Here is a 12650-nt window from a genome sequence, read left to right as displayed (position 1 = left end):
TGTGGTCTGCGCCCTCATCCCATCAACAGGTCCGGCAGCCACAGCGACAAGCCGGGCAACAGGCAGATGAGAACGACGGCCACGACCATCAGCACGACGAAAGGCATCACGCCCCAGACGATGTCGCGCAACGCGATATCGGGGGCAGTGTTCTTGATCACGAATATGTTGAGACCGACGGGCGGGTGAATCAACCCCAGTTCCATGACGATCGTCATCACGACACCGAACCACACCAGGTCGAAGCCCGCGGCGCGCAGCGGCGGCAGAATGATCGGCGCCGTCATGAGAATGATGCTCACCGGCGGCAGGAAGAAGCCCAGCACGACCACCATCAGCAAGATCGCGGCGAGCAGCACCCAGCGCGACAGTTGCAGCCCCACGATCCACTGCGCGGCCGACTGGCTGATGTGCAGATAGCTCATCACGTAGGAATAGAGCAGCGACATGCCGATGACGAACATCAACATCGTCGACTCGCGCAATGTGCCGGTCAGAATCGGCGCCAGCTGGCGCGGGCGCCACATGCGGTAGATCACCGCAATGAGGGCCAGCGCGAGCAATCCACCGAGCCCGGCCGTCTCCGACGGCGTGGCGTAACCGCCGTAGAGCGCCGCCATCACACCGATGAGCAGCGTCACGAACGGCAGAACGCGCGGCAGCAGCGCCAGCTTTTCGCGCAGCGTGGCGGGCGGTTCGGTCGGGAACGGCGACGGTGTACCGTGCCTGGCGAGCGCGACCTGCGCACTGGCGTACTCCTTCCGGTAGCGCCAGGCCGCATAGCAGGAAAACAACCCCACCAGCAGCAAGGCGGGCACGATGCCCGCCAGGAACAGGCGCCCCAGCGACTGCTCCGCTGCCACCGCGTAGAGAATCATGGTGATCGACGGCGGCAGCAGAATGCCCAGTGTGCCGCCCGCCGCAATGATCCCGGCGGCAAATCCCGGCGAATATCCGCGCTGGCGCATCTCCGGAATCCCCGCACTGCCGATGGCGGAACACGTTGCCGGACTCGACCCCGCCATCGCCGCGAACAGGCCGCAGGCGAAAACGTTGGCGATGCCCAGCCCACCGGGAATCCGTCGCATCCACGCATGCAACGCGAGATACAGGTCCTGCCCTGCGCGCGACTTGCCGATCGCCGCGCCCTTCAGAATGAAGAGCGGAATCGATAGCAGCGTAATGCTGGCCATCTCCTCGTAGACGTTCTGCGTGACCGTATCGAGCGACGACGCCGGCATGAATCCGAACATGAATGCGACCGCCACCGCGCCGAGGGCAAAGGCGATGGGCATGCCCGAGAACATGGCGACGAGCGTGGCGCCCCCGTACAGCAATCCGATACCGAGCTCGCTCATGCGTGCCCTCCCGTGCGATCCGGGGTGTGTCCCCCAGCCTCTGCATTCCCCGAATGTCCGGCAACGCCTGCCTTCATCTCGCAAGCCCCGATCGCGACTTGCAGCAGAAGTTGCACCGAGAGCAACGTCATGCCGAACGCCATCAGACCATACGGAATCGAGAGCGGCGGCCCCCAGGTCGAACTGCTCGTCTGACCGTCCACGTAGGCTTCCCAGAACAGCGTCCACGACTTCCAGGCGAAGAAGCCGCAGAACGCCAGTGTGAAGATGTCGACGACCCAGCGCCGCACACGGTTCACACGCGGCGAGAGCAGCGTGGTAATCGCTTCGATGCCGATGTGACCGCGCAAGTGCTGCACGTGCGCGGCCGAGACGAAGGTCGCACCGACGAGCATGAACACGGCAGCTTCGTCCTGCCAGTCGGTGGCGAGCTTAAGCACGTGCCGCGCAAACACGCTGTAGCTGAGCACAAGGGCGGCCCCCACGAGCGCCAGCATGCACACGAGCATCAGCAAGCGACTCACGCCCTGCAGGAGCGCGTCGAGCCGCCGCAGCGCGCGTGAGCGAGCCACCACCGGCTCGGCGCTCGCGACGGCCCCACTCATGCGGGCACCTTCTCGGCAAGCGCGAGCAGCTTCGCGCACGTGTCCGACTTGCTCGCGTAATCCTTCCACGCGGTGCGCCGGGCAATGTCGCGCCACTTCATGACCGTCGCTTCGTCGAGGTCGTATACCTTCGCGCCGGCCTTCGTGTACACGCTGGCGATCTGCGCATCGTCGGCCTTGGCGGCTTCCGTGCCGAACGACTCCAGTTCCGCCCCGACCTGCAAAATGACCTGCTGCTGATCCTTGGGCAGCTTGTCGAAGATCTGCTTCGACATGAGCAGCGGCTCAAGCATGAACCAGTAGGATTTGTTGCGTCCCGTGGTCAGATGCTTCGACACTTCTTCGAGTCGGAACGACATGAGGCTGGTCGACGAGGTCATGGCCGCGTCCATCGCCCCGGTCTGCATGGCCGCGTAAAGCTCGTTGGACGGCAGCGAAATCACGGCGGCACCGGCTTCCTTGAGCATCATGTCCATCTCGCGGCTGCCGCCGCGCACCTTCAGACCCTTGGCATCTTCCGGCGCCACGAGCGGCTTGGCCCGGCTGGCAACACCACCGGCCTGCCACACCCAGCTCACGATGACGATGTTCTTCTCCGCGAGCACATCGGTGAGCACCTTGCCGATCTCCCCGTTGCGCCAGGCGGTGCCTTGCGCGTAGGACGTCACCAGTCCGGGCATCAACCCGATGTTGAGCTCGCGGACTTCGCCACCCGCATAAGGCAGCGGATAAAGCGACAGGTCGAGCGCGCCGCGCCGCAACGCCGAGAACTGGGCGTTGGTCTTCATGAGCGAGCTACCCGGGTAGACCTGGAATTTCAGGGCACCGTTGGTGCGCTTCTCGACTTCCTGCGCGAACTTGCGACATAGCCGGTCGCGAAAATCGCCTTCGGTCAGCGTGCCGCCGGGAAATTGATGGGAAATCTTGAGTGGGCCGGATTGCGCGAATGCGCCGCCCCACGGGCTGGCCAGACCACCGGTGACCAACGCCGATGCGGCGCCGAGCATGAGTTGCCGCCGCAGCGGGGAAGGGGTTGTCTCCATGGCGTCTCCTGTCACTTCTGTCAGTGAAGAACCAGCGAAGCCCGGTGCCTGACATCGCCCGTCACGCGTCTCCTGAATCCTGGAGATCGCGCATCGGGTGCACCACCGGCACGCCGGCACTGCATGTACGGATGACTGCTTTATTTTGAGGTTTCGAGTGCGTGAGTTGCCGCTCTCGGAATGAAATCGTATAGTCAATCCATCGTCGTGTATACAAATCGACGACGATAAAAATACAATTTTGGTGTTTACCCCGATCTGCAACGCGGGGTTCGCGCGCTACTTTGGCAACATCCCCCTGCGGCCCCGTCTCACGGGATCGAAACCTGACCGAGCGAGAGCGTCATGACCGTAAAACCCAAGCGATCGGAAGCGCTGCGACAGGCGATCGAGGAGCGCATCGCCGTGGGCGAGTACGCGCCGGGCATGCGGCTCGACGAGGTTGAACTGGCGACTTCCTTCGGGGTGTCGCGCACGCCGTTGCGAGAGGCGCTGATTCAGTTGGCGTCATCGGGGGTGATCGAGATCCGGCCGCGACGGGGGGCGGTCGTCTCCCAGATCGACCCGCAGCGGCTGTGCGAGATGTTCGAGGTCATGGCGGAGCTGGAATCGATGTGCGGGCGGCTCGCGGCACGCCGCATTACCGACGACGAACTGAAAGCTTTGCGTGAGACCCACGAAGCCAGCCGGGCGGCAGCCGAGGCGCGGGACATCGACACGTATTACGAAGTGAACGCACGTTTCCATGCGCTCATCTATCAGGCGAGTCACAACGCCTATCTGCAGGAAACGGCGCTGCAACTGCACCGCCGTCTGCGCGTATACCGGCGCCTGCAACTACGCGTGCGCGACCGGCCGCATCAGTCGTTCTCGGAGCACGACGCCGTGTTTCGCGCCATCGAGGCGGGGGATGCCGACGCGGCATCCGATCACCTGCGCGCCCACGTCACGGTGCAAGGCGAGCGGTTTGCCGACCTGATGGCCTCGTTGCACGCCTTGGCGCGCAAGACGGGATGAGGCGAACAACGCGGACGATGTGACGGTCCCGGGTCGCCGGTGTCTTCAGTGCGCCACGGCGGCCCGATGCACGACCGGATCGCCGGGCAGCGACGCCAGCGTGGCGCGCATGATCCTTCGGTGAGAAAGCACTCTCGCATTCGGTGCAATGTCGTACCTTGTGTGGTCGTCCATCCATTCGTTGATACACACGGCAGCCTCGATCTTGCCCTCGTCCATGACCGGACATCCCTCACGGCTGTTGCCCCCGTACCACGTCAGGAACATGTCGTAGATGCGCGATCGATAGGTCGGCCCGCCATGCGCCGGAGCGCTATCGAGCACGGATATGACGTCGCAGCCATCGGCGCATGATCCATCCATCGCGCGCAACCAGTGTTCCAGCTCCGCGGTGGTTGCCGATCTGTCCGCTTCCAGCAGACGCATCGTCAGCACCTCGGCCAGGAGTTCGCCGTTGGCGCGACGGCGAACGGGGTCGGTGTCCGTCGAGATCCAGGCGTCACGCGCCGAAATCGCTCGCGCGATGAGGCCCGCGCATGGTCCCGGCATTGGGCGGGGCGTGGCGCCGGCCACCGCGACAGGCGTGTAGCCGTCGGGCGTCGCGATATCGAGACGGCCGCCGTGCGTCGTGAACAATGCCGCCATCGCCTCGCGGGACCCGACGAATGCGGCGTGGTGCATGGCCGTAGCCCCCACCCTGAAATCCTTCGCCCACGTGGGCGCGATCGCATCGGCACATGCAAGCGCTTCATTGGGGTCGGCGCCATGCCGGATCAGCACGTCGAGCACGCGCGCAGGCACGTGCCGAGACAGGGCATAGATGAGCGGCGGCACACTATCGAACACCCCGGCATCGCAACGCGCACCGCATTCGAGCAGTATCGACAGCGCCGTCGCGACGTTGCCCGTTCCGGTCGGACTCAAGTGAGTCCGCGCCGAGAACAGGTCGAGCAGGCCCCGCACGAAGCTGCCCTTGCCGTCACTGGAGCGCGGCAAACCGCCGAGCCGGCTTTCCACGATGGCCTGCCCGATCGACACGGCAACGGCCGCCCCATCTCCGGCTTCGGACTGATACGCGTGCGCATAGTATTTGTCCAGACCGTCGCCGAGGAACAGCAGCGCCGATTCGACGCCGATCGTCTCGTCGATCGTGTGAACGAGGAATTCGGAAGACATGAGCGGCGTGTTTCGCAAATGCGAGATCAACACTGTCGCCGTCGTCGCCTCGACGCCCAGCGATTGCAGATGCTGCGCCGTCCACCCCTGCGGGGGCATCCGAAGCACGCGCGCGACATCCGCGGTCTTGCGCGCAATCGATGCCACGTCCTCGGGACGCAGTGTTGTCGTCGGTCGCGCCGTGCAGGCTGCCGCTTCTGATGCAGCGTGCGATGCCCCCGTGAAATCCGCGAACGCGCCCGCGCCATGCAGGGCATCGCATCCGCTACGTTGGTTCGCGCGGTCCGCTTGATCCGATCGTTCCGGACGATCACCACGGTATTGCGCCACGCGTTCACTCAGGTCGGCCATCGCGCCGATTCCCTGCCATATGCCCGTCGATTCCATGTGCGCCCCCCCGATGACGTCCATCACATCCATCGCGCCGCACCGGTTCGCGTCGGCACATGCGCTCGCGTGGATGACACGCCCAGCTTATCGACGACACGAACGGCCAACCTGCAAAAATCGGCTCACGGGCAGTGGGACCATTCCCTGAAAAGACAACGGGCCGCCGGAGCATTCTCCGGCGGCCCGTCCATGTTGACAGAACCGTCGATGGCGCATGCCCCAGCGAGGCCATGCTCGCTGGGGGCGCCCTACGTTGTTTTATGCCGCCGAAGTCACCTGCCCGCGTCGATAGGACCACACGAGCATGATCACGCCCGCCACGATCATCGGCAGCGACAGCCATTGGCCCATCGACAGTCCGAACGACAGGAGCCCCAGGAAGGCGTCCGGCTCGCGCGTAAATTCGGCGAGGAAACGGAACAGGCCATAGCCCACAAGGAACATGCCCGAGACCGCACCCACCGGACGCGCGCGACGCGCGAAGCACCACAGCAGCACGAACAGCGCCACGCCTTCGAGGGCAAACTCGAAGAGTTGCGACGGATATCGCGGCAGGCCATGGAACTGCGCGAAGACCATCGCCAGGGCGTGATCGGACATCGCTTGCTGATGCGAGAACACCCACTGCGCGTCTTCGGCAGCGGCTTGCGGGAAAAGCATCGCGAAGCGCGAATCGGGCGACGTGACACGTCCCCACAGCTCCCCATTGATGAAGTTGCCCAGACGCCCCGCCGCGAGCCCCAGCGGAATCATCGGCGCGATCAGGTCGGTGCCTTCGAGCAGCGAGTGACCGCGACGGCGCGTGAACAGCCACATCGCAACGAGCACGCCGAGGAAGCCGCCATGAAACGACATGCCGCCTTCCCATACCTTGAAGATGTCGAGCGGATTCGCGAGATAGAACGACAGCTTGTAGAAGACCACATAGCCCAGACGACCGCCGAGAATAACGCCGAGCACACCGTAGAACAGCATGTCGTCGAGATCCTGCGCCTTCCAGCCTTGCGCCGCGATGGACGGCTGGCGCACGCGCAGGCGTCCCACGAGCAGGAAAAGAATGAAGCCGACCAGATACATCAGGCCGTACCAGCGAATAGCGAGCGGGCCGAGGTGAATCGCAACCGGATCGAATTGAGGATGAATCAGCATGGATCAGAAGAATGGAGTCGTGAACAAAAAGTTCCGCCAGAGATGAGGAGGCCGCCGTCGCGCGTACCGTCGTGTGCGCTGTCGTCATGCGGTTGCCGCCATCGTCCGCCATCGCCCCGGAACGCCTGTGCCGTCGGATAAGACGTACGCACCGCAAGCGACGGGATGGGCAGCACAATACCACGAGCCCACGACGATGCGGCACGCGAAGCGCTCGTCTTCACGATTGCCTCCTCGCGTCGATGCGCTTGCCGCACTCAGGCAGACAGCGTGGCGCCCGGCGGCGTATGGGCCACACCACGCGCCGTCTCGAGAAAGCCTTCGAGCACCGGCGTGACCTCGGCGGTGCGCCAGAGCAGGCCCGTCTCGATGAGGGCGCTCGTCTCGCGCAGCGCCCGGTACGTCACCCCGGTGCGCCGCAGATGACACAACGACTGCGGCACCAGCGCCACGCCCATGCCTGCCGATACCAGACTCACGATGGTCTGCATCTGGATCGCTTCCTGCCCCACCCGTGGCGTAAGCCCGAGTGCGCCATAGCATCCCATGATGATGTCGTAGAACGCCGGGGCGACGCGCCTTGGGAAGATGACAAGCGGCTCGTCCGCGAAGTCGGCCAGACTCACTGCGGCGCCGGGCTGCACGTCGAGGGCATCGCTTTGCGCGGACGCTGTCGGCATGGCGTCGCCTCGCGCGGCGGGCAGCGCCAGCATCAGCGGCTCCCGAACGATCGGCAGGTAAGACAATTCGTTGGCGAAGCGTGCGGGCACCGGCGGGATAAACAGACCGGCGTCGATGCGACCGTCCATGAGCGCCTCGACCTGCACGTCGCTCGTGGCTTCGAGCAGTTGCAGGCGAACGCGCGGATAACGCTCACCGAACTCACGCAACAGCGGCGGCAGAATGCCGTAGTCCGCCGTGGAGACGAAGCCCAGCGAAAGCGTGCCGACCTCGCCGTGCGCCAGCCCCTGTGCGAGCGCGGGCAGCGCATCGGCGTCCGCGAGAATGCGACGGACTTCCGGCAAAAGTTGCCGCCCCACGGCGGTCAGCTCGACCGAGCGGTTGGTGCGCACGAACAGGGGCGCACCGAACGAGGCCTCGAGCGCACGAATCTGCTGCGAGAGCGGCGGCTGGGTCATCGAGAGGCGCTGCGCGGCGCGCCCGAAGTGACGTTCCTCGGCCACGGCGACGAAGTAGCGGAACTGACGTAAGTCCATGATATGTTTTTCGACTCAATTCGAGTCAAATAATATATTTGACAAGCATTCAAGGAAAGACGAATCTTGACGTCCGGCCAAATCGAGCCGGATCCGTCTGCGCAGGACGCGCTTGTCGCTCATGTCGCGCATGTCGCGCCGCGTGGGACGGATCGGCAAATGGCACTCGAAAGTGCCACACGGCCCCGGATTTCGTTCATCCCACAAGCAGCGTTTCAGACACGACCATGCCTCAATACCGTTCCCGCACCTCGACCCACGGCCGCAACATGGCCGGCGCCCGCGCCCTTTGGCGCGCCACCGGCATGACCGACGCCGACTTCGGCAAGCCGATCATTGCCGTCGTGAACTCGTTCACGCAATTCGTGCCGGGTCACGTGCACCTGCGCGATCTGGGCGCCATCGTGGCCAAGGAGATCGAAGCGGCCGGCGGCGTGGCCAAGGAATTCAACACCATCGCCGTGGACGACGGCATCGCCATGGGTCACGGCGGCATGCTGTACTCGCTGCCCTCGCGCGAGTTGATCGCCGACTCGGTCGAGTACATGGTCAATGCGCACTGCGCCGACGCCATGGTCTGCATCTCCAACTGCGACAAGATCACCCCGGGCATGCTCATGGCCGCCATGCGCCTGAACATTCCGGTCGTGTTCGTCTCGGGCGGACCGATGGAAGCGGGCAAGGTCAAGTCGGGCGACGGACAGGTGATCGCGAAGATCGACCTGATCGACGCCATGATCAAGGCCGCCGACCCGAAGATCAGCGACGCCGAAGTCGCCGAAGTCGAGCGCAGCGCCTGCCCGACGTGCGGTTCGTGCTCGGGCATGTTTACCGCCAACTCGATGAACTGCCTGACCGAAGCCATCGGTCTGGCGCTGCCGGGCAACGGCACCATCGTCGCCACGCACGCCTGGCGTCGCGGCCTGTTCGAACAGGCCGGGCGTCTCGTGGTCGACCTGTGCCGTCGCTACTATCAGGAAGATGACGCCTCGGTCCTGCCGCGCAACATCGCCACCAAGGCGGCGTTCGAAAACGCCATGGCGCTCGACGTCGCCATGGGCGGCTCGACCAACACCGTGCTGCACCTGCTCGCCGCCGCGCAGGAAGCCGGCGTCGACTTCAAGATGGCCGACATCGACCGCATCTCGCGCAACGTGCCCTGTCTGTGCAAGGCCGCCCCGGCGACCGACAAGTACCACATCGAAGACGTGCACCGCGCCGGCGGCATCATCGGCATTCTGGGTGAACTCGCCCGCGGCGGCCTGCTCGACACGTCGTGCGGCAACGTGCACAGCGGCACCCTCGGTGAAGCCATCGCCAAGTGGGACGTGAAGGACAGCGCCAACGACCGCGCGCAAACCTTCTACAGCGCCGCCCCGGGCGGCGTGCCCACGACCATCGCCTTCAGCCAGTCGTCGACCTACCCGTCGCTCGACCTGAACCGCGAAGTCGGCTGCATCCGCGACAAGGAACACGCCTACACGAAGGACGGCGGTCTTGCCGTGCTGTACGGCAACCTCGCCGAAAAGGGTTGCATCGTGAAGACGGCCGGCGTGGACGAATCGCAGTGGGTCTTCACCGGCCGCGCGCGCGTGTTCGAGAGCCAGGACGATGCCGTGGAAGGCATTCTGGGCGACAAGGTCCAGCCGGGCGACGTCGTCGTGATCCGTTACGAAGGCCCGAAGGGCGGCCCGGGCATGCAGGAAATGCTGTACCCGACGTCGTATCTGAAGTCGAAGGGCCTGGGCAAGACGTGTGCCCTGTTCACGGATGGTCGTTTCTCCGGCGGTTCGTCGGGGCTGGTGATCGGTCACGCTTCGCCCGAAGCGGCCGAAGGCGGCACCATCGGCCTGGTGGAAGACGGTGACGTGATCGAGATCGACATCACCCAGCGCAAGATGCATCTGGCCGTGTCGGACGAAGAACTCGCCCGCCGCCGCGCCGCGATGGAAGCCCGTGGCGACGCGGCATGGCAACCGCTCAACCGGGAGCGCGTGGTGTCGCAGGCGCTGCAAGCCTACGCCGCGCTGGCGACCTCGGCCGACCGTGGCGCCGTGCGCGATCTGTCGCAGTTGAAGCTCGGCAAGCGCGGCTAAAGCGCCGCTCGCAGTCGAAAGTCGTACCGGGAGCGGCGCCTCGCGAAGGTGTCGCCCCCGCGCAGTCGAAAAGCAATGACATGGGGCGGCCCCCCCCCGGATTTTTCGGGGGTGCCGCCGGCAAACCAGCGTGATACAACATCGCCTGTGTGCGACGCTGCGACAGCCCGTGGCGTGGCCCATCCCCACAAGGAGAGAGACGTCATGGCATTCAACCGTCGTTCGCGCAACGTCACGCAAGGCGTGGCACGCTCGCCCAACCGCTCGATGTACTACGCGTTGGGCTACAAGGAAGAAGACTTCGACAACCCGATGATCGGCGTGGCCAACGGCCATTCGACGATCACTCCGTGCAATGCGGGGCTGCAGCGTCTGACCGACGCCGCGGTCGACGCCATCAAGACCCATCAGGCCAACCCGCAGACGTTCGGCACGCCCACCATTTCCGACGGCATGTCCATGGGCACCGAGGGCATGAAATATTCGCTCGTCTCGCGCGAGGTGATCGCCGACTGTATCGAGACGGCCGTGCAGGGCCAGTGGATGGACGGCGTGGTCGTCATCGGGGGCTGCGACAAGAACATGCCCGGGGGCATGATTGCGCTCGCGCGTATCAACGTGCCGGGCATCTACGTCTACGGCGGCACCATCAAGCCGGGCAACTGGAAAGGCAAGGACCTCACCATCGTCTCCTCGTTCGAAGCCGTGGGCGAGTTCACCGCCGGACGCATGACCGAGGCGGACTTCAAGGGCATCGAGAAAAATGCCTGCCCGTCGACCGGCTCCTGCGGCGGCATGTACACGGCCAACACGATGAGTTCGTCGTTCGAGGCGCTGGGCATGTCCCTGCTCTACTCGTCGACGATGGCGAATCCGGATCAGGAGAAAGTCGACTCCGCCGCAGAATCGGCTCGCGTGCTGATCGAAGCCGTGAAGAAAGATCTCAAACCGCGCGACATCATCACGCGCAAGTCCATCGAGAATGCCGTCGCGCTGATCATGGCCACGGGCGGCTCGACCAACGCCGTGCTGCACTATCTCGCCATTGCGCATGCCGCCGACGTCCAATGGAACATCGAAGACTTCGAGCGCATTCGTGCACGCGTGCCGGTCATCTGCGATCTGAAGCCATCGGGCAAATACGTGGCGACGGATCTGCACAAGGCAGGCGGTATTCCGCAAGTGCTCAAGATTCTGCTCGACGCCGGCCTGCTTCACGGCGACTGCATGACCATCACCGGGCGCACCCTTGCCGAAGAACTCAAGGACGTGCCGTCGGTGCCCCGCGCCGATCAACAGGTGATCTTTCCCATCGAAAAGGCGCTGTACAAGGAAGGCCATCTCGCGATTCTCAAGGGCAATCTGGCCGAAGACGGTGCGGTGGCGAAGATCACCGGGCTGAAGAATCCGGTGATCACTGGACCGGCGCGCGTGTTCGACGACGAACAAAGCGCCATGGAGGCCATTCTCAGCGACAAGATTCAGGCAGGCGACATTCTGGTGCTGCGCTATCTCGGTCCCAAGGGCGGCCCCGGCATGCCGGAGATGCTCGCGCCCACCTCGGCGATCATCGGCAAGGGGCTTGGCGAGTCGGTCGGCTTCATTACCGACGGCCGCTTCTCCGGCGGAACGTGGGGCATGGTGGTCGGCCACGTGGCGCCCGAGGCGTTCGTCGGCGGCACCATTGCGCTGGTTCAGGAAGGCGACTCGATCACCATCGACGCGCACAAACTGCTGCTGCAACTGAACGTGGCCGACGATGAACTCGCCCGCCGCCGCGCCGCCTGGAAGGCGCCGGCACCGCGCTACACACGGGGGGTGCTGGCCAAGTACGCCGCCCTCGCGCAACCGGCCAACAAGGGCGGATCGACAGGCTAAGGACCGGCTGAGGACAGGCTAAGGACGGGCTGAGATCGAACGTACGGCCGCGCGGCCGCACGATCACTCGATCGCCACGAAGGCCGCCGAATCCAACACGGCACGCGCCGCATCTCCGGCGGGCGTGCCGTTTTTTCATGCGTCGGCATGACGCGGCAGCAAGGTTCTGCGTCGCCGTATAATGGCGCGTCGATGCACCTGCCTGAAGTCGTCGCCTACAGACGTCCGCGGTGCGTCGCACAGGAATTCCATCAACGGTCGGGGAGTATCGAATGAAGGGATTGGCCGGCGTCCACGGCAGGACGATGCTGAGCGCACGTCTGATGTGTCTGATGTGTCTGACGTTTGCGTCAGGCGCGGTCTTCGCACAATCCGCGCCCGCGTCCGACGTGCCGGACGCGCGGGCGATGGAAAAGCTCGCGCGCTCGCGCAACTGCATGACGTGCCACGCCCCCGACCGGACGTTGCTCGCACCGTCCTACCGCGACATCGCGAAGCGCTATGCCGGGCAGCCCGGTGCGGCCGACGAACTTGCGCGCGCCATTACGGACGGCAGCCAGGGCAAATGGGGAAAGATTCCGATGCCCGCGAGCCTGCAACTCGCCCCAGGCGAGGCCAATCGGCTGGCTGAATGGATTCTGGGAATGGCGCGACCCTCGCGCTCCTGAAACGGCTACCGGCGTCGTGCCTCATGCCGTCGCGCCTGACGCCGCCCCCCGGA

10 protein-coding genes are annotated in these 12650 nt (G+C 64.9%); 4 read left to right on the top strand and 6 right to left on the bottom strand.

The genetic code is table 11. From position 1 onward, the window contains the following. Window positions 1-14: 14 nt before the first annotated feature. From PCA31118_RS16220 to dctP, 3 genes are read right to left on the bottom strand one after another with little or no spacing between them, the layout of a single operon-like run. Window positions 15-1358 (bottom strand): TRAP transporter large permease, encoded by a 1344-nt coding sequence (locus PCA31118_RS16220; RefSeq protein WP_150626144.1) that lies wholly within the window; start codon window positions 1356-1358, stop codon window positions 15-17. Next, window positions 1355-1963 (bottom strand): TRAP transporter small permease, encoded by a 609-nt coding sequence (locus PCA31118_RS16215; RefSeq protein ID WP_150626143.1) that lies wholly within the window; start codon window positions 1961-1963, stop codon window positions 1355-1357. The genes PCA31118_RS16220 and PCA31118_RS16215 overlap by 4 nt, the downstream gene beginning before the upstream one ends. Further along, the gene (gene dctP / locus PCA31118_RS16210) at window positions 1960-3006 is read right to left on the bottom strand and encodes a TRAP transporter substrate-binding protein DctP (protein ID WP_150626142.1); all 1047 of its coding nucleotides are present in this window, start codon (window positions 3004-3006) and stop codon (window positions 1960-1962) included. The genes PCA31118_RS16215 and dctP overlap by 4 nt, the downstream gene beginning before the upstream one ends. Window positions 3007-3351: 345 nt before the next feature. Between dctP and PCA31118_RS16205 the strand changes: the two genes are divergently transcribed. After that, entirely contained in the window at window positions 3352-4023 is a 672-nt protein-coding gene (locus tag PCA31118_RS16205; RefSeq protein WP_150626141.1) for a GntR family transcriptional regulator, read from the top strand. Between the two features lie 45 nt (window positions 4024-4068). On the opposite strand, the gene PCA31118_RS16200 is transcribed toward PCA31118_RS16205, so the two are convergent. The 3 genes from PCA31118_RS16200 to PCA31118_RS16190 all read right to left on the bottom strand — a co-directional run bounded on the left by PCA31118_RS16200 (window position 4069) and on the right by PCA31118_RS16190 (window position 7955). Continuing rightward, window positions 4069-5550, bottom strand: coding sequence for an ankyrin repeat domain-containing protein (locus PCA31118_RS16200; RefSeq protein WP_150626140.1), 1482 nt, complete (start codon window positions 5548-5550; stop codon window positions 4069-4071). A 297-nt stretch (window positions 5551-5847) separates the two neighbouring features. After that, the gene (gene lgt, locus PCA31118_RS16195) at window positions 5848-6738 is read right to left on the bottom strand and encodes a prolipoprotein diacylglyceryl transferase (protein WP_150626139.1); all 891 of its coding nucleotides are present in this window, start codon (window positions 6736-6738) and stop codon (window positions 5848-5850) included. Between the two features lie 257 nt (window positions 6739-6995). Further along, a complete protein-coding gene (locus PCA31118_RS16190) occupies window positions 6996-7955 on the bottom strand; it encodes a LysR family transcriptional regulator (protein WP_150626138.1) in 960 nt (319 codons plus the stop codon). A 227-nt stretch (window positions 7956-8182) separates the two neighbouring features. On the opposite strand from PCA31118_RS16190, the gene ilvD (PCA31118_RS16185) reads away from it, so the two are divergent. The 3 genes from ilvD (PCA31118_RS16185) to PCA31118_RS16175 all read left to right on the top strand — a co-directional run bounded on the left by ilvD (PCA31118_RS16185) (window position 8183) and on the right by PCA31118_RS16175 (window position 12597). Beyond that, window positions 8183-10051, top strand: a complete 1869-nt coding sequence (ilvD, locus tag PCA31118_RS16185; RefSeq protein ID WP_150626137.1) for a dihydroxy-acid dehydratase — start codon at window positions 8183-8185, stop codon at window positions 10049-10051. A gap of 204 nt (window positions 10052-10255) precedes the next feature. Next, window positions 10256-11929 carry a dihydroxy-acid dehydratase gene (gene ilvD / locus PCA31118_RS16180; protein ID WP_150626136.1) on the top strand — a complete coding sequence of 558 codons (1674 nt, stop codon included), beginning with the start codon at window positions 10256-10258 and terminating at the stop codon, window positions 11927-11929. Between the two features lie 272 nt (window positions 11930-12201). Beyond that, window positions 12202-12597, top strand: coding sequence for a c-type cytochrome (locus PCA31118_RS16175; protein WP_246190267.1), 396 nt, complete (start codon window positions 12202-12204; stop codon window positions 12595-12597). Window positions 12598-12650: the final 53 nt, after the last annotated feature.

The sequence above is a fragment of the Pandoraea captiosa genome (assembly GCF_902459775.1).
In the GTDB taxonomy this organism is placed as follows: domain Bacteria; phylum Pseudomonadota; class Gammaproteobacteria; order Burkholderiales; family Burkholderiaceae; genus Pandoraea; species Pandoraea captiosa.
The sequence above is the reverse complement of the archived record's forward strand: the minus strand, read 5'-3'. Positions and strand labels throughout refer to the sequence as shown.

Bases quoted from the DNA above. Each gene is read 5' to 3' on its own strand.
- ilvD (WP_150626136.1), top strand. From the start codon at position 10,256: ATGGCATTCAACCGTCGTTCGCGCAACGTCACGCAAGGCGTGGCACGC.
- PCA31118_RS16205 (WP_150626141.1), top strand. From the start codon at position 3,352: ATGACCGTAAAACCCAAGCGATCGGAAGCGCTGCGACAGGCGATCGAG.
- ilvD (WP_150626137.1), top strand. From the start codon at position 8,183: ATGCCTCAATACCGTTCCCGCACCTCGACCCACGGCCGCAACATGGCC.
- dctP (WP_150626142.1), bottom strand. From the start codon at position 3,006: ATGGAGACAACCCCTTCCCCGCTGCGGCGGCAACTCATGCTCGGCGCC.
- PCA31118_RS16190 (WP_150626138.1), bottom strand. From the start codon at position 7,955: ATGGACTTACGTCAGTTCCGCTACTTCGTCGCCGTGGCCGAGGAACGT.
- PCA31118_RS16175 (WP_246190267.1), top strand. From the start codon at position 12,202: ATGAAGGGATTGGCCGGCGTCCACGGCAGGACGATGCTGAGCGCACGT.
- PCA31118_RS16200 (WP_150626140.1), bottom strand. From the start codon at position 5,550: ATGGCCGACCTGAGTGAACGCGTGGCGCAATACCGTGGTGATCGTCCG.
- PCA31118_RS16220 (WP_150626144.1), bottom strand. From the start codon at position 1,358: ATGAGCGAGCTCGGTATCGGATTGCTGTACGGGGGCGCCACGCTCGTC.
- PCA31118_RS16215 (WP_150626143.1), bottom strand. From the start codon at position 1,963: ATGAGTGGGGCCGTCGCGAGCGCCGAGCCGGTGGTGGCTCGCTCACGC.
- lgt (WP_150626139.1), bottom strand. From the start codon at position 6,738: ATGCTGATTCATCCTCAATTCGATCCGGTTGCGATTCACCTCGGCCCG.